Source organism: Streptomyces lunalinharesii (genome assembly GCF_039532155.1).
Taxonomy (GTDB): Bacteria; Actinomycetota; Actinomycetes; order Streptomycetales; family Streptomycetaceae; genus Streptomyces; species Streptomyces lunalinharesii.
The window spans coordinates 183,413-203,170 of sequence record NZ_BAAARK010000003.1 but is presented as its reverse complement, the minus strand read 5'-3'; the positions used below and the strand labels follow the sequence as shown (position 1 = coordinate 203,170).

19 protein-coding genes are annotated in these 19,758 nt (G+C 72.2%); 3 read left to right on the top strand and 16 right to left on the bottom strand.

The annotated features are described in order from the left end of the window. Positions 1-404: 404 nt before the first annotated feature. The gene (locus ABD385_RS06860; RefSeq protein WP_344574099.1) at positions 405-686 is read right to left on the bottom strand and encodes a peptidylprolyl isomerase; all 282 of its coding nucleotides are present in this window, start codon (positions 684-686) and stop codon (positions 405-407) included. Between the two features lie 230 nt (positions 687-916). Beyond that, complete coding sequence (locus ABD385_RS06855) at positions 917-1,198, bottom strand: hypothetical protein (RefSeq protein WP_344574097.1); 282 nt, start codon at positions 1,196-1,198, stop codon at positions 917-919. Between the two features lie 47 nt (positions 1,199-1,245). On the opposite strand from ABD385_RS06855, the gene ABD385_RS06850 reads away from it, so the two are divergent. The 3 genes from ABD385_RS06850 to ABD385_RS06840 are packed head-to-tail and all read left to right on the top strand — an operon-like array spanning position 1,246 to position 2,866. Then, on the top strand, positions 1,246-1,686 hold the full coding sequence (locus ABD385_RS06850) for a Scr1 family TA system antitoxin-like transcriptional regulator (RefSeq protein ID WP_344574095.1): 441 nt from the start codon (positions 1,246-1,248) through the stop codon (positions 1,684-1,686). Continuing rightward, positions 1,683-1,865 (top strand): DUF397 domain-containing protein, encoded by a 183-nt coding sequence (locus ABD385_RS06845; protein WP_344574094.1) that lies wholly within the window; start codon positions 1,683-1,685, stop codon positions 1,863-1,865. Before ABD385_RS06850 ends, ABD385_RS06845 begins: the two co-directional genes overlap by 4 nt. Then, positions 1,862-2,866 (top strand): aldo/keto reductase, encoded by a 1,005-nt coding sequence (locus tag ABD385_RS06840; RefSeq protein ID WP_344574093.1) that lies wholly within the window; start codon positions 1,862-1,864, stop codon positions 2,864-2,866. The genes ABD385_RS06845 and ABD385_RS06840 overlap by 4 nt, the downstream gene beginning before the upstream one ends. Before the next feature lie 52 nt (positions 2,867-2,918). Here ABD385_RS06840 and ABD385_RS06835 read toward each other — a convergent pair whose 3' ends face one another. The 14 genes from ABD385_RS06835 to ABD385_RS06770 all read right to left on the bottom strand — a co-directional run bounded on the left by ABD385_RS06835 (position 2,919) and on the right by ABD385_RS06770 (position 19,681). Beyond that, positions 2,919-3,824 carry a TIGR03620 family F420-dependent LLM class oxidoreductase gene (locus tag ABD385_RS06835; protein WP_344574091.1) on the bottom strand — a complete coding sequence of 302 codons (906 nt, stop codon included), beginning with the start codon at positions 3,822-3,824 and terminating at the stop codon, positions 2,919-2,921. 181 nt (positions 3,825-4,005) lie between these two features. Beyond that, a complete protein-coding gene (gatB, locus tag ABD385_RS06830; RefSeq protein ID WP_344574090.1) occupies positions 4,006-5,514 on the bottom strand; it encodes an Asp-tRNA(Asn)/Glu-tRNA(Gln) amidotransferase subunit GatB in 1,509 nt (502 codons plus the stop codon). A 31-nt stretch (positions 5,515-5,545) separates the two neighbouring features. Continuing rightward, positions 5,546-5,788 carry a hypothetical protein gene (locus ABD385_RS06825; protein WP_344574089.1) on the bottom strand — a complete coding sequence of 81 codons (243 nt, stop codon included), beginning with the start codon at positions 5,786-5,788 and terminating at the stop codon, positions 5,546-5,548. Between the two features lie 34 nt (positions 5,789-5,822). After that, positions 5,823-7,316 carry an Asp-tRNA(Asn)/Glu-tRNA(Gln) amidotransferase subunit GatA gene (gene gatA, locus ABD385_RS06820; protein WP_425585359.1) on the bottom strand — a complete coding sequence of 498 codons (1,494 nt, stop codon included), beginning with the start codon at positions 7,314-7,316 and terminating at the stop codon, positions 5,823-5,825. A 5-nt stretch (positions 7,317-7,321) separates the two neighbouring features. Next, the gene (gene gatC / locus ABD385_RS06815; RefSeq protein ID WP_016573597.1) at positions 7,322-7,618 is read right to left on the bottom strand and encodes an Asp-tRNA(Asn)/Glu-tRNA(Gln) amidotransferase subunit GatC; all 297 of its coding nucleotides are present in this window, start codon (positions 7,616-7,618) and stop codon (positions 7,322-7,324) included. A gap of 702 nt (positions 7,619-8,320) precedes the next feature. Continuing rightward, on the bottom strand, positions 8,321-10,429 hold the full coding sequence (locus ABD385_RS06810) for a putative bifunctional diguanylate cyclase/phosphodiesterase (protein ID WP_344574086.1): 2,109 nt from the start codon (positions 10,427-10,429) through the stop codon (positions 8,321-8,323). Positions 10,430-10,585: 156 nt separating this feature from the next. Then, on the bottom strand, positions 10,586-12,802 hold the full coding sequence (gene ligA / locus ABD385_RS06805; protein ID WP_344574084.1) for an NAD-dependent DNA ligase LigA: 2,217 nt from the start codon (positions 12,800-12,802) through the stop codon (positions 10,586-10,588). 30 nt (positions 12,803-12,832) lie between these two features. Next, complete coding sequence (locus tag ABD385_RS06800; protein WP_344574082.1) at positions 12,833-13,846, bottom strand: methionine synthase; 1,014 nt, start codon at positions 13,844-13,846, stop codon at positions 12,833-12,835. 93 nt (positions 13,847-13,939) lie between these two features. Then, positions 13,940-15,340, bottom strand: a complete 1,401-nt coding sequence (locus ABD385_RS06795; protein ID WP_344574080.1) for an MFS transporter — start codon at positions 15,338-15,340, stop codon at positions 13,940-13,942. Between the two features lie 124 nt (positions 15,341-15,464). After that, on the bottom strand, positions 15,465-15,923 hold the full coding sequence (locus tag ABD385_RS06790; RefSeq protein ID WP_344574079.1) for a MarR family winged helix-turn-helix transcriptional regulator: 459 nt from the start codon (positions 15,921-15,923) through the stop codon (positions 15,465-15,467). A gap of 90 nt (positions 15,924-16,013) precedes the next feature. Beyond that, positions 16,014-16,703, bottom strand: coding sequence for an SDR family oxidoreductase (locus ABD385_RS06785; RefSeq protein ID WP_344574078.1), 690 nt, complete (start codon positions 16,701-16,703; stop codon positions 16,014-16,016). Between the two features lie 36 nt (positions 16,704-16,739). Further along, complete coding sequence (locus ABD385_RS06780) at positions 16,740-17,282, bottom strand: LOG family protein (RefSeq protein WP_344574077.1); 543 nt, start codon at positions 17,280-17,282, stop codon at positions 16,740-16,742. Between the two features lie 101 nt (positions 17,283-17,383). After that, positions 17,384-18,760 carry an NADP-specific glutamate dehydrogenase gene (gene gdhA, locus ABD385_RS06775; protein WP_344574076.1) on the bottom strand — a complete coding sequence of 459 codons (1,377 nt, stop codon included), beginning with the start codon at positions 18,758-18,760 and terminating at the stop codon, positions 17,384-17,386. 189 nt (positions 18,761-18,949) lie between these two features. Then, on the bottom strand, positions 18,950-19,681 hold the full coding sequence (locus ABD385_RS06770; protein WP_344574075.1) for a VC0807 family protein: 732 nt from the start codon (positions 19,679-19,681) through the stop codon (positions 18,950-18,952). Between the last annotated feature and the right edge of the window lie 77 nt (positions 19,682-19,758).

Sequence of the window (19,758 nt, the reverse complement as noted above, 5' to 3'; positions counted from 1 at the left end):
GGAGGCCATGGTCGACGTGGGACCAACCTCAGCCGCTCCAAAGACGGCAACGCCCCACCGCCGAGCCCCACCCCGCCCCGCCCACACGGCAGCGCTCCAGCCCACCACCCCCAACCAGCCGCGCCCCCGGCGACAGACGTGATCACGCACGACGCGCAGGACTGGGCGCCACCTCCGTCCGCGAGTCCGCGAGGAAGTGGAACCGCCGAAAACGGCAGAGCCCCCGACCGTAGATCGGGGGCCGCCGGTGCGATTCCGGCCGGGGTCGCTCGCGAGGACGTCGCGTTCCGACCCTCGTACGGGAAGGGACCGATACCTACAGAGAGGGAAACCTACGGGTGTTGCCTAGCAGTTGCCCTCAGAAAACCGGGCTGCGCCACAAGGACGCAGCCCGGAATGCCAGGTCAGTCCTGACGGCTGGTGACCTCAATGAGGTGGTAGCCGAACTGCGTCTGCACGGGGCCCTGGACGGTTCCGGTCGGCGCGGAAAAGACGACCGCGTCAAACTCCTTCACCATCTGCCCGGGACCGAAAGATCCGAGGTCACCACCCTGGCGGCTGGAGGGGCAGGTGGAGTTGGCCTTGGCTACCTCAGCGAAATCCGCCCCTGCCTCGATCTGCGCCTTCAATTCGTTCGCTTTGTCTTCACTGGGGACCAGGATGTGACGTGCGGTCGCCTTAGCCATTGATTGCACCCTTTCGAATACGCATCCATGCTGCGACGGGACAGGCACTTACCGGCCGCCGTAAGCAGCTTTCGCAAACCAGGCATGCACCATCTCACAAACGGTCAAACCAACGCCCACCCAACGCTGCGTGGCTCTGCCGCGACCTGGACCACCACGACGCCTACGGTGCCCAGGCCGGTTCGGCGGCGGGGTCGTCGGGACTCTCCAGCACAGCCGCGTGCGAAGCGTCAGAACCCACCCGCGTCAGCGACGTATTCAACTTCGGCTCCCCCGCAGTGCTGGTAAGGCACCTGCACCGGCGCCTGCAAGAGGTTCGAGCCGATGGCTGGCTGGTTGACCATCCGCCCTACCGCCCGTGTTGTGCGGTGCAGGGTGATGCAGGTGTTGTCGAAGGCGGGGCTGGCGAAGACTCCGATTCCGCCGGCTGTCGCTGGAGCGGCGGTCGCCAGCCCGGCTCCGAGTGCAACGGTGGTGACGCCGAGCGTCGCCAGGGTTCGTCGAGAAATCATGAACGGCCAACGACGAGCGGACCGGGCCGTGCCGCGCGTTCGCTCGTGTGGCCCAGCACGGCGGCCAGTGTCGACAGGTCGCCTGTCACCGGGGGCGAGCTGCCCGGCAACGGGAACAGCGGCTGGTAAGGCGGCGAGGAGACCATCGGCGGTATCGCTTGCGTGTTGCGGCCTGCCCGCGCTCCGTGACGGCGGCCGACTGCTCCCGCACGCCCCGGCCGGGAAGCGGCGGTCCGGTCCTGCGCGGGGCTTCATCGTCCCGCCCGACGAACCGCAGGAAGCACGTGGGACTCAACGGGCCGCTAGTGCTGTGGAAAACCCCTGATCACGGTCAACTGCCATACGTCGAAGGTCAACGAGTGAGCTTCCTCGTTGAGGGCCCCGATGAGGTCAGCCTGCTCCAACGGAGATATGCGATGCTGCGATCGCAGGCACTCACACCAGAAGACGGCATCGGCCTGCTCGATCGACTGGCGGGAGCAGCATGAGCGATCTGGCCTGGTTCAAGTCCAGCTACAGCGGTGACGAGGGCGGCAACTGCCTCGAAATGTCCGCCTCCCCCACCGCCGTCCACGTCCGCGACTCCAAGAATCCCGACGGGCCGGTGCTCGCGCTGCCGGCCGGCGCCTGGGGGGCGTTCCTCACCGACCTCGTCGCGCGACCGTGAGGCAACGGCGGCTCGGGGCGCACGGGCCGGTCGTCTCCGCGCTCGGCCTCGGCTGCATGGGGATGTCCACCTCGTACGGGGTGCCGGACGACGCCGAGTCCGTGCGCACCCTCGACCGCGCGGTCGAACTCGGCGTCACCCTGCTCGACACCGCGGACGCCTATGCGCGGGGCGCCAACGAGGAGTTCCTCGGGCGGTGGTGGGGCAGCCGGCCGGGGTCCGTGCGGGACAAACTGGTCGTCGCGACCAAGTTCGGGTTGCGGCACGACGCGGCCACGGGGCGGGTGAACGCGGTCGACGCCTCCGCCGCCTGGGTGCGCACGGCGTGCCACGCGTCCCTGCGCCGCCTGGCGACGGACCGGATCGACCTCTACTACCTGCACCGGCGCGACCCGGCCGTCCCCATCGAGGAGACCGTCGGAGCCATGGCGGAGTTGGTCGCGGAAGGCTCCGTGCGCCATCTCGGGCTCAGCGAGGTGAGTCCCGAGACGCTGCGCCGGGCCCACGCCGTCCATCCGATCAGCGCCGTCCAGTTGGAGCACTCCCTCTTCACCCGCGACGTGCTGGCGGGCGACATGCGGGCGACCTGCCGGGAGTTGGGCATCGGCGTCGTCGCCTACTCACCGCTCGGGCGCGGCATGCTGACGGGCGCACTGGCCTCCCGCGACGACCTCACCGCCGACGACGCCCGGCGCCGGTGGCCGCGGTTCGCGGACGAGAACATCGAGCGCAATCTGGCACTGGTACGGGCGGTCCGCGCCGCCGCCGACTCCCTGGGCTGTACCCCGGCACAGGCCGTCCTCGCCTGGCTCCTCGCCGAGGGCGAGGACGTCGTGCCGATCCCCGGCACCAAGCGCCGGACGTACCTGGAGGAGAACGCGGCCGCGGCCGACCTCGTGCTCCGCCCCGAGCAGGCGGACCGACTGCGGGCCGCCGTGCCCGACGGCGCGGTGGCCGGCGAACGCTACCCCGCCGCGGCCCTGGCCCGCCTCGGCCTCTGACGCGACGGCCGGCCGGCCGGGCCCCCAAAGCACCCCGGCCGGCTCGTCCGGGTCAGTCGGCCAGCAACGCCGGTGCCAACTCGCGGAGTTGGTCCAGGCCCAGGCCACGGTCGGCCGCCAGCGGCTGGACGGCGACGTGGTCGGCCCCCGCGTCCAGGTGCGCGCGGACCCGCTGCCGGATCGCGTCCACATCGCCCCAGGCCACGAGCGCGTCGACCAGTCGGTCGCTGCCGCCGCCCGTGAAGTCGTCGTCCTCGAAGCCGAACCGGCGCAGGTTTCCCACGTAGTTGGGCAGTTCCAGGTAGCGGCGCACGTGCTGCTCACGGGCCAGGGCGCGGGCCGTCGCGGGATCGGTCTCCAGCAGGACGGCCAGCTCGGGCGCGAGGAGCGGACCGGCGCCGAGGACCTCGCGGGCGCGGGCGGTGTGCTCCAGCGGGACGAAGTACGAGTGGGCGCCGGCGGCCCGGTCCCGGGCCAGCTCCAGCATCTTCGGGCCGAGGGCCGCCAGCACCCGGGCCGGCGCCGGGTCGGCCGCCGGCCCCTCGTACGGGGCGCCGTCCATCGCGTCGAGGTAGGCGCGCATCGCGGCCAGCGGCTTGGCGTAGGTGTGGCCGCGGAGGTCGACGAGCGGGGCGTGGCTGGCGCCCAGCCCCAGCAGGAAGCGTCCGTCGTACGCCTCGGCGAGGTTGCGCGCGGCGGAGTTGGCCGCGGCGGCGTCGCGGCCCCAGATGTTGGCGATGCCGGTGGCGACGGTGATCCGCTCGGTGGCGGCGAGCAGCAGCCCGGCGTGGCTGAACGCCTCCTTGGAAGCGGGCCCTTCGCCGAACCACAGGGCGCCGTACCCGAGCCGTTCGATCTCGGCGGCCGCCCGGCGGGCGGTCGCCGCCGGCACCCGGCTCAGTCCGCCGTGCCAGACCCCGACCCGACCGATCCGCGAAGCGAGAGCGTGCTGGTCCACCGTTCCTCCACTGTCCCCGGGGACGAAGATCGTCCTGCGTACCCTGCACAGCGTCCGGCGCGGGCGCGGCATTCCCGCGCCGGCGCGTTTCCTGCGTCCGGACGGCGCACGCCGGCCCGTACGCGAAGCGGCCGCCCCTCCGAAGAGGGACGGCCGCTTCAACGCGCAACGGCTGACGGGATCAGCCCTCGACGCCGAGCTTCTCCAGGATCAGCTCCCGCACCCGGGCGGCGTCCGCCTGGCCGCGGGTGGCCTTCATGACCGCACCGACCAGGGCACCGGCGGCGGCGACCTTGCCGCCGCGGATCTTGTCGGCGATCGCGGAGTTGGCGGCGATCGCCTCGTCCACGGCGGTGCCGAGCGCGCCCTCGTCGGAGACGACCTTCAGGCCGCGCTTCTCGACGACCGCGTCCGGGTCGCCCTCGCCGGCCAGCACGCCCTCGATGGCCTGCCGGGCCAGCTTGTCGTTGAGCGAGCCCTCGGCGACCAGTGCGGCGACCCGGGCGACCTGCTCCGCGGTGATCGGCAGCGCGCCGAGCTCCACGCCGTCCTCGTTGGCGCGGCGGGCCAGCTCGCCCATCCACCACTTGCGGGCCGCGGCGGCGTCCGCCCCGGCGTCGATGGTGGCGACGATCAGGTCGACCGCCCCGGCGTTGAGGATCGACTGCATGTCGAGCTCGGAGACGCCCCACTCCTCGCGGAGCCGGTTGCGGCGGAGCCGCGGCAGCTCGGGCAGAGTGGCGCGCAGCTCCTCGACCCACGCGCGGGACGGGGCCACCGGCACCAGGTCCGGCTCGGGGAAGTAGCGGTAGTCTTCCGCCTCCTCCTTGATCCGGCCGGAGGTGGTGGAACCGTCTTCCTCGTGGAAGTGCCGGGTCTCCTGGATGATCGTGCCGCCGGCGGAGAGCACCGCGGCGTGCCGCTGGATCTCGTACCGGGCGGCCCGCTCCACCGAGCGCAGCGAGTTGACGTTCTTGGTCTCCGAGCGGGTGCCGAACTTCTCGGTGCCCAGGGGGCGCAGCGAGAGGTTCACGTCGCAGCGCATCTGGCCCATCTCCATGCGGGCCTCGGAGACGCCCAGCGCCTTGATCAGCTCGCGGAGTTCGGCCACGTACGCCTTGGCGACCTCGGGCGCGCGCTCGCCGGCGCCCTCGATCGGCTTGGTGACGATCTCGATGAGCGGGATGCCGGCGCGGTTGTAGTCCAGCAGCGAGTGCTGCGCGCCGTGGATCCGGCCGGTCGCCCCACCGATGTGGGTGGACTTGCCGGTGTCCTCCTCCATGTGAGCGCGCTCGATCTGGACGCGGAAGACCTCGCCGTCCTCCAGCTGTACGTCGAGGTAGCCGTCGAAGGCGATCGGCTCGTCGTACTGGGAGGTCTGGAAGTTCTTCGGCATGTCCGGATAGAAGTAGTTCTTCCGGGCGAAGCGGCACCACTCGGCGATGGAGCAGTTCAGAGCCAGGCCGATCTTGATGGCGGACTCCACGCCGGTCGCGTTGACGACCGGGAGGGAGCCGGGCAGGCCCAGGCAGGTGGGGCAGGTCTGCGAGTTGGGCTCGGCGCCCAGGGTGGTTGCGCACCCGCAGAACATCTTGGTGTGGGTGCCGAGTTCGACGTGCACCTCCAGCCCCATCACGGGGTCGTAGGTGGCCAGCGCGTCCTCGTACGGCACCAGGTCGGTGACAGTCACGGTGAAACTAACCTCTCAGGTCCGGCGCCGGTCAGCCCGCGAGGACGTCGTCGTCGTTGAGACGGCGCAGTTCGCGGACGAGCAGGGCGACACCGGTGGCGATGGCGGCGGCGGAGACGACGGCGTCGATCAGTTGGAGCGTGTCGTGCTCCCCCTTGGCCTTCTTCGCCTGCTTGACGACGCTCACCGCGCCGAACAGCGTGGTGCCGATGGACAGGTAGGTGCCGGGCTTGGACTTCTTGAAGTTCTTGGCCTTGGCCAGCTTTCCACTCACAGCGTCTCCTCCAGCAGGTCGTTGACAGCTCCGCTCACAGCGCCGGTGCCTCCTCGATGAGCGGGTGGCCCCACTTCTCGGTGAGCGCGGACTCGACCGCGGCACCGACCTTGTAGAGCCGGTCGTCGGCCAGGGCCGGGGCGATGATCTGCAGCCCCACCGGCAGCCCGTCCTCGGGAGCCAGTCCGCAGGGCAGCGACATGGCGGCGTTGCCCGCCAGGTTGGCGGGGATGGTGCACACGTCGGCGAGGTACATCGCCATCGGGTCGTCGGTGCGCTCGCCGATCGGGAACGCGGTGGTCGGCGTGGTCGGCGAGATGATCACGTCGACCTGCTCGAAGGCCCGCTCGAAGTCGCGGGTGATCAGCGTGCGGACCTTCTGGGCGCTGCCGTAGTACGCGTCGTAGTAGCCGGAGCTGAGCGCGTACGTGCCGAGCATGATGCGGCGCTTGACCTCGGGGCCGAAGCCGGCCTCGCGGGTCAGTGCGGTGACGTCCTCGGCGGACTTCGTGCCGTCGTCGCCGACCCGCAGGCCGTAGCGCATGGCGTCGAAGCGGGCGAGGTTGGAGGAGCACTCGGAGGGCGCGATCAGGTAGTACGCGGCCAGCGCCAGGTCGAAGGACGGGCAGTCCAGCTCGACGATCTCGGCGCCCAGCTCCGTGAGCAGCGCGACCGACTCGTCGAACCGCTGCAGGACGCCGGCCTGGTAGCCCTCGCCGCGGAACTGCTTGACGACGCCGACCCGCATGCCGTCCACGCTGCCGTTGCGGGCCGCCTCGACGACCGCCGGGACCGGGGCGTCGATGGAGGTGGAGTCCAGCGGGTCGTGGCCGGCGATGGCCTCGTGCAGCAGCGCCGCGTCCAGCACCGTGCGGGCGCACGGGCCGCCCTGGTCCAGGGAGCTGGAGAAGGCCACCATGCCGTAGCGGGAGACCCCGCCGTAGGTGGGCTTGACGCCGACGGTGCCGGTGACGGCGGCGGGCTGGCGGATCGAGCCGCCGGTGTCCGTGCCGATGGCGAGCGGGGCCTGGAAGGAGGCCAGGGCGGCGGAGGAGCCGCCGCCGGAGCCGCCGGGGATCTTGGTGAGGTCCCAGGGGTTGCCGGTCGGCCCGTAGGCGCTGTTCTCCGTCGACGACCCCATGGCGAACTCGTCCATGTTGGTCTTGCCGAGGATGACGACGTCGGCGTCCTTGAGCTTCTTGGTCAGCGTGGCGTCGTACGGCGCCATCCACCCTTCGAGGATCTTCGAGCCGACGGTGGTCGGCATGTCCTGGGTGGTGAAGATGTCCTTCAGTGCGAGCGGGACGCCGGCCAGCGGGCCGAGCTTCTCGCCGCGGGCGCGCTTGTCGTCGATGGCGCGGGCCTGGGCCAGTGCGCCCTCGCGGTCCACGTGCAAGAAGGCGTGCACCTTCTCGTCGACGGCTTCGATGCGCGCCAGGTGGGCCTCGGTCACCTCGACGGCGGTGACCTCGCCGGCGGCGATCTTCGCCGCGATCTCGGCGGCGGTGAGCTTGATCAGGTCAGCCATGTCGGTCACTCCTCCCCCAGGATCTGCGGCACCTTGAAACGCTGCTGCTCCTGGGCCGGGGCGCCGGAGAGCGCCTGCTCGGGCGTGAGCGACGGACGGACCTCGTCCGGCCGCATCACGTTGGTCAGGGGCAGCGGGTGCGACGTCGGAGGGACGTCTTGGCCGGCGACTTCGGAAACGCGGGCGACCGCGCCGATGATGTCGTCGAGCTGTCCGGCGAAGTGGTCGAGCTCTTCGTCCTTCAGCTCCAGACGTGCCAGCCGGGCGAGGTGGGCGACCTCCTCGCGCGTGATGCCAGGCATGCAGCGATCCTCTGGTGTTTTCGGCGAAAATTCTGGGCGGAGTGTTCCGGAAGGAGATTTCTGGGCGAATTCTCCGGCGGAGTATTCCGGCCCAATCCTATGGCGTACGGGAACGCTGCCGCGAAACGCTTTCGTCCGACCGCCCCGCGGAGGCGCGGACGGCCGGACGGCGGCGCCCCGCGGGGCCGGGCGACCGGGGCCGCCCGCCGCCCCGCGCGGCGCCTCCTCACCCGTCGCGAGGGCCCTCGTCCGGGCCGCCGGGACCGGGCTGGGCACCGGGCGGGACGGCGGTGTCGGCCGCCGGGACGCCGGGTGGCGGATCGTTTGTCCTCGCCCTGTCCGCACCGGGTTCCCGCGGACGGGCCGGCGCTCGCGCCGGACCGCCCGGCGCGTCCGACCCGGAACGGTCCGGGTCCGCACCGTCCGGCACGGTGTCCGCCGCCCCGGGCACCGCCGGCACGCCGGCCGGCGGCTCGCTCGGTGCCGCTTCCTCGGGTGGCGCTGCGCTGGTCGTGGCTCCGCCGGGTACGGCTTGGTCGGGTTCGCGTGGGTCGGGTGCGACTTGGTCGGATTCGCCGTGGTCGGGTTGGTCGTCGTCGGGGGCGGGTCGGTCGGGTGCGGGCGGGTCCGGGACCGGCTGGTCCGGTGCGGGGGGCTGAGCGGCGGTGTCGGAGCGGGGAGTTGGGACGGCCGGAGGCCGGGTCAGTTGACGACCTGTCCCGAAGGGCGCTCGGCTGCCTTCTCCGCCGCGAGGGCGGTCGTCTCCGACGCACGGCGCCACCCGTGCTCACCGCGGGCCCGTAGCCAGGCCGTGGTCTCGTCCGGTGGCATCGCGGCCGCCACCAACCAGCCCTGGACGGCGTCGCAGCCGAGGTCCCGCAACCGCTCCCAGGTCTCGTCGTCCTCGACGCCCTCCGCGACGACCAGGAGACCCAGCGAGTGGGCGAGGTCGAGGGTGCAGCGGACGATCTCGGCGTCCTCGTTGTCGACGGCCAACCGGGCCACGAAGGAACGGTCGATCTTCAGCTCGCTGACCGGGAGGCGCCGCAGGTGGACCAGCGAGCTGTAGCCGGTGCCGAAGTCGTCCAGGGACATCTTCACGCCGTGGGCGGTGAGCCCGGCCAGCGTGTCGGCGGCCCGCTGCGGGTCCTCCAACAGGACGTGCTCGGTTATCTCCAGTTGGAGGGCGCCCGGTGGGACCCGATGTCGGGCGAGTCGGGCGGCGACCGCACCGGCGAAGCCCGGCGAGTGCACGTCACGCGGTGAGACGTTCACCGCGACCGGCACCTCCAGGCCCATCGCCCGCCAGCGCGCCACCTGGGCGAGCGCGGTCTCCAGGACGTACTCGGTCAGTCGGGGCATCAGGCCGGAGGACTCGGCGATGGCGATGAACTCGTCCGGCGGGACCCGGCCGCGGTCCGGATGGACCCACCGCACCAGCGCCTCCAGTCCGGAGACGTGGCCGTCGAAGCGGACCTTGGGTTGGTAGTGCAGCTCCACGTCGCCGGCGTCCAGGGCGCGCCGCAGATCGCCCAACAGGCCCAGTCGGTCAGGGGTGTTGCCGTCCCGCTTGGCCTCGTAGAGCTCGACGCCGCTGCGGTCCCGCTTGGCCTGGTACATCGCCACGTCCGCGCGGCGCAGCAGCCCTTCGGCGTCCAGCGCGTGCTCGGGGTAGACCGCGACCCCCGCGCTGGCTTCCAGCACGAGGGTCAGGCCGTCCAGGTCCAGTGGGGAACTGAGGGCCGCGACGAGGTTGCGGGCCACCCGCTGGGAACTGGTCAGGGAGTCGGTGGCGGGCAGCAGGACGGCGAACTCGTCGCCGCCGAGCCGGGCGGCCTCGGCGCCGCGCGGGAGCGCGTGCCGCAGCCGGTCGGCGATCTGCAGGAGCAGGCGGTCGCCGGCGAGGTGCCCGAGGGTGTCGTTGACCGAACGGAAGCGGTCGAGGTCGATGAGGACGAGGGCGGCCCGGGTGCCGGCCCGTTCGGCCTCGTCCAGGGCCGTCCAGGTGCGCTCCAGCAGCCACTGGCGGTTGGGCAGGCCGGTGAGCGGATCGCGCAGTTGCTCCTCGGCCCTGGCCCGGGCTATCCAGAGCGTGGAGTCCAACGCGATCAGCGGCACCGCGAACAGCGGGAGCAGCAGCGGGGCGCCCACCGCACAGACCGCGATCAGCGGCGAGATACCGAGCAGGGCGACGCCGACCAGGGCCTGGCGCACCACCGCCGGGCGGGCGAGGGTGGGCAGGCCGCCGTCGAGCGGCAGCCGACTGCACCAGAGCAGTCCCCGGCTGACGAGGAGGTAGCCGCCCGCCGTCACGACGACCTCGGGCAGCACCGTGAGGTCCCACCTCTCGGGCGTCCAGGGGTGGCGGACGCCGGGGTGGACCCCGCAGACGGCCAGGCCGAGCGCCGCCGCACCGATGCCGAGGACGTCAACGGCCCCGTGGACCAGGGCCTGTCGCCAGCGCTGGCGTCGGGCGGCGCCGACCAGGACCACGACGGACAGGCTCACCAGGACGGCCGGCACCCAGCCGTAGAGGAGCAGGACGGCGAGGGCCAGGGCGGCTCCGGAGCCGGTGCCGCCCCACCACCGGTCCCGGCCGAGGGCGACCAGGTGGCCGACGAGGACGCCGGTCAGGACGGCCAGCGCCCAACCGACGGGCCCGGAGGGGAACAGCGGCTCGCCGCCGCCGAGGGTGTACAGCACTCCCGCGGCGAGCGTCACGCCCGCCGCCATGACGAGGGCCGCGGGCAACGCAGGCACCACGAGCCGGCGGAGCCGCGACGCCGGAGCGGCGCTGTCGGTCGGTTTCATTCCGATCCCTCTCACAGCCGGCTGTGCCCGCGCCACGGCAGGCGCACACGTCAACAGTAGGCCGCGGAAGGCTGTTACGGGCAGCGATCCGCAGCGGTTGCCCGAATGCGACCCGGCCTCCCGGATCAATCTGGTATGCGCCGATGGGGTGACACCTCACTCCTCCTCAGGCGGAGTGACAGCTACCGCTCGTGCTGCCTCGGGACCCTGCTCCAGCAGCACAGCGAAGCCATCATCGTCCAACACGGGGACCTTCAACTGCATGGCTTTGTCGTACTTCGAACCGGGGTTGTCGCCCACCACTACGAATCCGGTCTTCTTGGAAACGGATCCGGTCACCTTCGCTCCGAGAGCCTGCAGCGCTTCTTTCGCGCCATCTCTCGTGTGTGACTGAAGTGTGCCCGTTACCACGACGGTGACGCCTTCCAATGGACGCGGGCCCGCGTCACCCGTCTGCTCCTCCTCCATCCGGACGCCCGCGGCCCGCCAGCGCTCGATGATCTCCTGGTGCCAGTCCACGGCGAACCACTGCTTGAGCGACGCGGCGATGGTGGCGCCGACGCCGTCCACGGCGGCCAGTTCCTCCTCGCTGGCGTCCCGGATCCGGTCGACGGAACGGAACTCGCGCGCCAGCGCCTGCGCCGCGACCGGGCCCACGTGACGGATCGACAGGCCGGTGAGGATGCGGGCCAGCGGGCGCTCCTTGGCGGCCTGGATGTTCTCCAACATGGCGAGGGCGTTCTTCTTCGGCTCGCCCTTCTGGTTGGCGAAGAAGGTGACGACCTTCTCCTCGCCGGTCTTCGGATCGCGCTTGGGCAGACCGGTGTCCGGGTCCAGGACGTGGGACTTGATGGGCAGCAACTGCTCGATGGAGAGGTCGAAGAGGCCGCCCTCGTCCGTCAACGGCGGCTCGGCGGGCTCCAGCGGCTGGCTGAGCGCGGTGGCGGCGACGTAGCCGAAGTTCTCGATGTCGAGGCACTTGCGGCCGGCGAGGTAGAACAGCCGCTCGCGGATCTGGGCGGGACAGGACCGGGCGTTGGGGCACCGCAGGTCGATGTCGCCCTCCTTGGCGGGCTGGAGCGCCGAGCCGCACTCGGGGCACTCGGCGGGCATCACGAACTCCCGCTCGGTGCCGTCCCGCAGATCCACCACCGGGCCCAGGATCTCCGGGATGACGTCGCCGGCCTTGCGGATGACGACGGTGTCCCCGATGAGGACGCCCTTGGCCTTGACCACGTCCTGGTTGTGCAGGGTGGCGAACTCCACCTCGGACCCGGCGACGGTGATCGGCTCGACGACCGCGTACGGCGTGACCCGTCCGGTGCGGCCGACGCCGACGCGGACGTCCACCAGCTTGGTGTTGACCTCCTCCGGCGGGTACTTCCAGGCGATGGCCCAACGCGGCGCCCGCGAGGTGGCGCCGAGCCGGCCCTGGAGCCGGATCTCGTCGAGCTTGACCACGACGCCGTCGATCTCGTGCTCGACGGCGGTGCGACGGGTCTCGGGGTCGCCGTAGTGGGCGATGAACTCCCGCACCGCGGCGAGCGAGTCGACGACGCGGTTGTGCGAGGCGGTGGGCAGGCCCCACTCCTGGAGCAGGTCGTACGCCTGGGAGAGGCGGTCGATCTCCAGGCCGTCGCGGGCGCCGAGGCCGTGCACGACCATGTGCAGCGGGCGGGTGGCGGTGACCTTGGGGTCCTTCTGGCGCAGCGAACCGGCCGCGGCGTTGCGGGGGTTGGCGAACGGGGGCTTGCCGTCCGCCACCAGGCGCTCGTTGAGCTCCAGGAACTTCTCCATCGGGAAGTAGACCTCCCCGCGGACCTCGACGAGTGCGGGGACCCGGTCGCCGGTGAGGCGGTGCGGGATCTCGGCGATGGTGCGGACGTTGGGCGTGATGTCCTCACCGGTGCGGCCGTCGCCGCGGGTGGCGGCGCGGGTGAGCCGGCCGTGCTCGTAGGTGAGGTTGACCGCGAGGCCGTCGACCTTCAGCTCGCACAGGAAGTGGTAGCCGGCGCCCTTCGGGTCGCCGCCCAGTTCGCCGGCGACCCGCTCGGCCCAGGCCGACAGCTCCTCGTCGTCGAAGGCGTTGTCCAGCGAGAGCATCCGCTCGCGGTGCGCGACCTCGGTGAACTCCGTGGCGTAGGAGCCGGCGACCTTCTGGGTCGGGGAGTCCGGCGTGCGCAGCTCGGGATGGGCCTCCTCCAGCGCCTGAAGCGAGCGCAGCAGCGTGTCGAACTCCGCGTCGCTGACGACCGGGGCGTCCTTCACGTAGTACCGGAAGCGGTGCTCCTCGATCTGCTCAGCGAGCTGCGCGTGCTCCTCCCGTGCCGCGGCGGGCACCTTGGATGCCGCTGCGTGCTGTTCGCCAGCCACCGTCTTGTCCTCCCGTGTCCTTGAGGGCGGTCACTCAGGGTTGTCCGCGAGCGACCTCGCCGCCCGGACGCAGTGGGTGAGGACCTCTCGGGCGTAGGCGGGCGAGGCGCCCGCCAGACCGCACGAGGGAGTGACCACCACGGACTCCGCGAGGAGCCCCGGTGCCAGCCCCAACCTGCGCCACAGCGTCCGGACACCCATGACGCTACCGGCAGGGTCTGACAATCGACCGTCCACGCCCGGCACCACGCCCGCGAACAGCGCGGTACCGCCCTCGACCGCCTCGCCGAGCGCCTCGTCCTCACGCTCGGTGAGCAGTGCGGCGTCGAACGAGACGCCGGTGACGCCGGCCCGCCGCAGCAGCGCGAACGGCACCTCGGGGGCGCATGAGTGGACCACGACCGGTGCGCCGTCCGCGGCCCCGACGAGGTCGCGCAGCGCGCCCTCGACGACCGCGCGGTCCACGGCCCGGTGGGTGCGGTAGCCGCTCGCGGTCCTCACCCGCCCCTGGAGCACCGCGGTCAGCGACGGCTCGTCGAGTTGGAGGACGACCTCGGCGCCCGGCACCCGGCGCCGGACCTCCGCGAGGTGGCCGCGCAGCCCCTCGGCGAGGGACTCCGTGAGGTCGCGGCAGGCCCCGGGGTCGCCGAGCGCCACCTGGCCGTTGCGCAGTTCGACGGCGGCGGCCAGCGTCCACGGGCCGACCGCGGAGACCTTCAGCGGTCCGGTGTACCCCTGGGTGAACTCCTCCAGGGCGTCGAGGTCCTCGCCGAGCCAGGAGCGCGAGCGACGGGTGTCGCGACCGGGCCGGTCGCTGATCCGCCAGCCGCTGGGCTCCACGTGGGCGTAGAGCTCGACGAGCAGGCCCAGGGTCCGCCCGATCATGTCGGCTCCGGGCCCCCGGGCCGGGAGTTCGGGCAGATGGGGGAAGTCCTCCAGCGATCCGGTGACGGTCTTCGCCGCTTCGCGCGCGTCGCCGCCCGGCATCGATCCGATGCCGGTCGCCGCGCCCGCGGCCCACTTGTGCCTGGTGTTCTCGCTCACCCAGGAAGGGTATGCGGCGGCGGGCCGGGCGGGTTGCCCCAGCCCGGCCCGCGTCCGGTCCGCCGGCGGTTGCGCCGGCCGTCCGTCGGAGGGTCAGCCCCGCCGGCGGATGCCCAGCCAGCCGATCACCGCCGCGGCCGCCAGGGCCAGCGCGGTCAGGGCGAAGGCGTGTGCCGTCCCCTGGTAGGCGTCGCCCGCGCCGGTCAGCACCGCGCCCATGCCGGCGATGCCGACCAGGGAGCCGACCTGCCGGTTGGCGTTGAGGGTCGCACTGCCGATGTCGGCGTGCTCGCGGCCGGCGGCCTCCATCAGGACGCCGGTCATCGCCGGGGAGGCGATGCCGCTGGCGAGGTTGGTGACGGCCAGCACCGCGGCGACCACCCCGTACGGCAGGGACGGCGACAGGACGAGGAAGAGCAGCAGGTAGCCGGCGGCGGAGAACGCCAGGGAGGCGGTGAGCGCGGTCCGGTTGCCGGTGCGCGGGGCGATCCGGGTGTAGAGGACGTTGCCGAGCGGGATGACGAGGACGGCCGGGAGCATCTGCAGGCCGGCCGTCACCGCGCTGGCGCCGCGCCCGGTCTGGAGGAAGAGGCCGAGGACGAACAGGGCGCCGTAGAAGGCGAAGTTGAAGAGGAAGCCGACGGCGTTGGCGGCGCTGAAGCGGCTGTCGGCGAAGAGCACGACGGGCAGGACGGGGGTGCGGGCGCTCCGTTCCCGGAGCACGAAGGCAACAGCGGCGAGGACGGTGACCGCGAAGGCGGCGAGGACGGCGGGCGCGGTCCAGCCGGCGGCGGGGCCTTCGATGAGTGCGTAGCTGAGCGCGCCGAGGGCGAGCAGGCCCAGGACGTGGCCGCTGCCGCCGAGCGGTGCGCCGGTGCCCGGGACCGCCGTGATCACCCGGCGGGTGAGCAGCAGTCCCAGGATGCCGATGGGGAGGTTGACCAGGAAGATGCTGCGCCAGCCGAGGGTGCCGACGAGCAGGCCGCCGAGGGTCGGCGCCAGTCCGACGGAGGTGGAGACGATCGCGGACCAGATGCCGAGCACCTTCGCCCGGCGGGCCGGCTCGGGGAAGGCGTTCATCAACAGCGACAGCGAGCTGGGCATGAAGAGCGCGGCGCCCGCGCCCTGGGCGAGGCGGGCCGCCACCAGGGCGCCGCCGCCCGGCGCGGCGGCGCCCAGCAGGGAGGCGACGGTGAAGACGGCGAGCCCGACGAGGTAGATCCGCCGGGCGCCGAACCGCTTGGCCAGCGAGCCGGCGAGCAGCAACAGCGCGGCGAAGGAGAGGACGTAGCCGTCGACGACCCAGGTGAGGCCGGACATGGTCAGTCCGAGACGGGCCTGGAGGTCGTGCGCGGCGACGTTCATGATGCCGGTGTCCAGGCTGGCCATCACGAACCCGAGGGCCAGGACGACGAGTTGGACGCCGCCGCTGACGGGCGCGGGACGGGTCGGGGTGCTCGCCGTGCCGCGCGGCGCCGCTGTCTCAGTGATCATGAAAGTAGTTATAGCTGTATCTATCCGCGGGGCGTAATGGTTACAGCTATAACTTTACTGAAGCCATACCAAAGGCCCCCGGGGTGCGCCCCGAGGGCCTTTGGCGAAGGGCGGCGGACCGGCGCTAGTCGTCGATCCGGCCCAGCGCCCTGAGCAGTTCGTCGCGGAGCGCGCTGCGCTCGTCGTGGGAGAGGTGGTCCAGCGGCGACGCGGTGCCCATCCGCCGCAGCAGGTCCAGCCGCAGCTCGCGGCCGGCCTCGGTCAGCACCAGCTGCTTGGCCCGGCCGTCGGCGGGGTGCGGGCGGCGCACCACCATGCCCTGCTTCTCCAGCTTGGAGATGACGTAGGTGACGTTCGGCGGCTCGCAGCACAGCACCGCGGCCAGCTCCCGGGCGGTTTTCGGCTCGCCCAGCTCCTCCAGCGCCTTGGCCTGGGTCGGCGTCAGGTCCAGCTCCGCGATCCGGCTGCGCTGGTGGGCGTCGAGGCGGCGGCCCAACTCGGTGACGAGCCCCCGGATCTCCCGGAACCCGCACCCCGCCGCCGCGGAGGTCTTCGCTTCGGTGGTCGCCCTAGACGTGGTCACCCCGAAAGCGTACGTCGCCCCCGTGCGAGGCACGGGGGCGAGGGCGGCCGGACCGCCGGTGGGGCCCCGTCGAGCCGGGGCCTGAGGCGGTCAGCGGCCCGGTCGGACCACCACGTCCTTGAGCTCCGCGTCCCGCGGCAGGTCGATCGCGGTGAGGATGGCCGTGGCCACCGACTCCGGGTCGATCCACCGGGCCGGGTCGTAGTCCTTGCCCTCCTGGCGGTGGGCGCTCTCCTGCATGGGGGTGGCGGTGCGCCCCGGGTAGACCGAGGTGACCCGGACGCCGTTGCCGTGCTCCTCGGCGCGGAGCGAATCGGCGAGCGCCTTCAGGCCGTGCTTGCTTGCCGCGTACCCGCCCCAGTTGGCGTGCGCCTCCAGCCCGGCCCCGGAGTTGACGAAGACCAGGTGCCCCTGCGCCAGCCGCACCAGCGGCAGCAGCAGGCGGGTGATCTCGGCCGGCGCGACGAGGTTGACGGCGAGCTGCCGCTGCCACGCCTTGGCCGGGAGGTCGCCGACCGCGCCCAGCTCGATGACGCCCGCGACGTGCTGGATGGAGTCGAGGCGGGTCGGCAGCTTCTGGTGGCCGAGTGCCCAGTCGAGCTTCTCGGGGGTGGCGAGGTCGCCGACGAGGACCTGCGCCCCGGGGAACTGTTCGGTCAGGTCCTTGGCCCGGCGGAGGTCCCGGGCCAACAGCCAGATTTCCTCGCCGCGCTCGGCGAGCCGCCGTGCGACTGCCGCGCCGATGCCGGATCCGGCGCCCGTGATCAAGTGCGTACCCATGGGAGCGATCCTACGGCGTGCCCGAGGGGCGGTGGATCACTTCCGGACGCGCACCTGCTCCTCCAGGTGGGCCAGCGCCGCCGCACCGTCCTCGGCGAAGAACACCAGGTCGGAGAGGGGGATCGGCAGGAAGCCCTCCGCCTCCATCCGCTCGAACTGGGCCTTCAGCCCGTCGTAGAAACCTGCGGTGTTCAGCAGCACCACCGGCTTGGTGTGCATCCCGTGCTTGCGCAGCTCCAGGATCTCGGTCGCCTCGTCCAGGGTGCCGGTGCCGCCCACCATCACCACGATGGCGTCGGCACGGGCCAGCAGCTGCGCCTTGCGCTCGGCGAGGTCCTTGGTGACGACCATCTCGTCGGCGCCGGCCCGCGCCTTGTGCGCGAGGAACTCCACGGAGACGCCGAGGAGCGCGCCGCCGGACTCCTGGACGCCGTCCGCCATGACCTTCATCAGGCCGGTGTCCGAACCGCCCCACACCAGGGCGTGCCCGCGCTCGCCGATCGCCTCGGCGAACTTCCGGGCGGGCTGGACGTAGCGGTCGTCGAGGTCGGCGGCGGAGCAGAAGACGCAGATGTTCATGCCGTTCAGCCTACGGGGCGCGGCACCGGCACCCCGCGGGGGCGTGAACGGTGCCGGGCCCGGCCGCGGGGGTTCCCGCGGCCGGGCCCGGCACCGGACCCTTAGATCAGGCCCTGGTCCAGCATCGCGTCCGCGACCCGCTCGAAGCCGGCGATGTTGGCGCCCGCCACGTAGTCGCCGGGCAGCCCGAAGCGCTCGGCGGTCTGGAAGCAGGTGTCGTGGATCCCGCGCATGATGGCGGCGAGTTCGCCCTCGGCGCGCTCGAACGTCCACGCCTCGCGGGCGGAGTTCTGCTGCATCTCCAGCGCGCTGGTCGCCACGCCACCGGCGTTGGCGGCCTTGCCCGGGCCAAAGGCGACGCCGGCCTCCTTCAGGAGCGCCACCGCCTCCGGGGTGGTGGGCATGTTGGCGCCCTCGGAGACCGCCTTGACGCCGTTGCGGACCAGGATCCGGGCGGCGTCCGCGTCGAGTTCGTTCTGCGTGGCGGAGGGCAGGGCCACGTCGCAGGCGACGTCCCAGACGCTGCCGCCGGCGACGTACTTCGCCGAGACGCCGCGCCGCTGGGCGTAGTCGCTGACCCGGCCGCGCTCGACCTCCTTGATCTGCTTCAGCAGTGCGAGGTCGATGCCCTTCTCGTCGACGACGTAGCCACCCGAGTCGGAGACGGTCAGCACGTTGGCGCCGAGCGCCTGGGCCTTCTCGATGGTGTAGATGGCGACGTTGCCGGAACCGGAGACCACCACCTGCTGGCCGTCCAGTTCCTCACCGCGCTGCTTGAGCATCTCCTCGGTGAAGAGCACGTTGCCGTAGCCGGTGGCCTCGGTGCGGGCCTTGGAACCGCCCCATTCCAGGCCCTTTCCGGTCAGGACGCCGGCCTCCCAGCGGTTGGTGATCCGCCGGTACTGGCCGAAGAGGTAGCCGATCTCCCGGCCGCCGACGCCGATGTCGCCGGCCGGCACGTCGGTGTGCTCGCCGAGGTGGCGCTGCAGCTCGGTCATGAAGGACTGGCAGAAGCGCATCACTTCGGCGTCCGACTTGCCGTGCGGGTCGAAGTCGCTGCCGCCCTTGCCGCCGCCGATGTTCAGCCCGGTCAGGGCGTTCTTGAAGATCTGCTCGAAGCCGAGGAACTTCACGATGCCGAGGTTGACCGAGGAGTGGAACCGCAGGCCGCCCTTGTACGGGCCGAGCGCGCTGTTGAACTCCACCCGGAAGCCGCGGTTGACGCGGATCTGCCCGGCGTCGTCCTGCCAGGGCACCCGGAACATGATCTGCCGCTCCGGCTCGACCAGCCGCTCCAGGACCTTGGCGTCCGCGAACTCGGGCCGGGCGTCGAGCACCGGCGCCAGGGTTTCCAGGACCTCCAGTGCCGCCTGGTGGAACTCCGCCTCGCCGGGGTTCCGACGGATCAACTCGGCGTGCAGGGAAGCCAGCCCGGCGGTGAGACCACCGTGCTTGACCTCAGATTGAACAGTCGACATGACTTCCGTTCCCTTCGTGGCCGACGAAAGCCGCGTGCCGTCCGGATCGCCGTTGAACCGTCGACGCGGGGCCTTGGATGTCCCGTCGCGCTTCGCCGACTTTATGCGCCGGGCCCCGGGCAATCGAGGGCGGGGGTGCCCGGCGCGCCAACCTGTACGCGATTTCCCCATCTCCCGCGCCGCTCCGTTTCAGACGGCGGCGGGCGCGGCGACCGGGGCCGACGGCGCCTGCCCGGGCGCGCCGGAGCCGGTCCCGGAGCCGTTCGCCGCCCCGGCCTCGGCCGTGACCAGCTGCTCCATCGGCGCGGCGGCGGCGCCGCCGGCTATCACCATGGCCAGCAGGAGCACGACCACCGTGAGCACCGTGCCCAGCCAGACCATGGTGTGGACCGGCAGGAGGTAGACACCGACGATCTTGAGGACGCACTCGGCCAGCAGCATGCTCCCCCAGATCGTCGAGAACCGGCGCTCCAGCTGGCGGAAGCGCGGGCTGGAGTCCCGCAGCCGGACCCAGGCCGCCTCCGCCGCCGGGCCGCCCTTCGTCACCCACGGCTTGAGCCCGGCGCTCATCAGGGGCCGGCCGGCGGCCACCGAGAGAAGCACCGCGATCCCGACGACGCTGCTGACGCCGCTGTCCTTGGCCATCATCAGTCGGGCGTCGCCGGTCAGGGTGCTCGTCACCAGCCCCACCGCGTTGACGACGAGGATCAGCAGCGCGAGGCCGTTGACGCTGCGGTCCCGGACCAGGCCCCAGACGGTGCGCGCCGCCGGGACCACGCTGCTCCAGGCCAGCGCGGCCACGTCGGACAGCCCGAAGCCGCTGCTGAGGACGTAGTAGGCGGCCGTCGGAATGCCGGCGTCGACCACCAGCGGCATGAGGGCCTGTACGAGCTGTTTACCGGCGGACTGCTGCTGACTCACGACGGACTCCCCCGAGTTGGGCTCCGCACGGCGCCGAGTGCGCCGTGCCGGACGTCCCCAGCTTCCGTCAGCGGGGC

Excerpts from the sequence above, each read along its gene's own strand:
- ABD385_RS06860 (WP_344574099.1), bottom strand. The coding sequence starts at position 686 with ATGGCTAAGGCGACCGCACGTCACATCCTGGTCCCCAGTGAAGACAAA.
- ABD385_RS06855 (WP_344574097.1), bottom strand. The coding sequence starts at position 1,198 with ATGATTTCTCGACGAACCCTGGCGACGCTCGGCGTCACCACCGTTGCA.
- ABD385_RS06845 (WP_344574094.1), top strand. The coding sequence starts at position 1,683 with ATGAGCGATCTGGCCTGGTTCAAGTCCAGCTACAGCGGTGACGAGGGC.
- gatA (WP_425585359.1), bottom strand. The coding sequence starts at position 7,316 with ATGGCTGACCTGATCAAGCTCACCGCCGCCGAGATCGCGGCGAAGATC.
- gatC (WP_016573597.1), bottom strand. The coding sequence starts at position 7,618 with ATGCCTGGCATCACGCGCGAGGAGGTCGCCCACCTCGCCCGGCTGGCA.
- ABD385_RS06810 (WP_344574086.1), bottom strand. The coding sequence starts at position 10,429 with ATGAAACCGACCGACAGCGCCGCTCCGGCGTCGCGGCTCCGCCGGCTC.
- ABD385_RS06795 (WP_344574080.1), bottom strand. The coding sequence starts at position 15,340 with ATGATCACTGAGACAGCGGCGCCGCGCGGCACGGCGAGCACCCCGACC.
- ABD385_RS06785 (WP_344574078.1), bottom strand. The coding sequence starts at position 16,703 with ATGGGTACGCACTTGATCACGGGCGCCGGATCCGGCATCGGCGCGGCA.
- ABD385_RS06780 (WP_344574077.1), bottom strand. The coding sequence starts at position 17,282 with ATGAACATCTGCGTCTTCTGCTCCGCCGCCGACCTCGACGACCGCTAC.
- gdhA (WP_344574076.1), bottom strand. The coding sequence starts at position 18,760 with ATGTCGACTGTTCAATCTGAGGTCAAGCACGGTGGTCTCACCGCCGGG.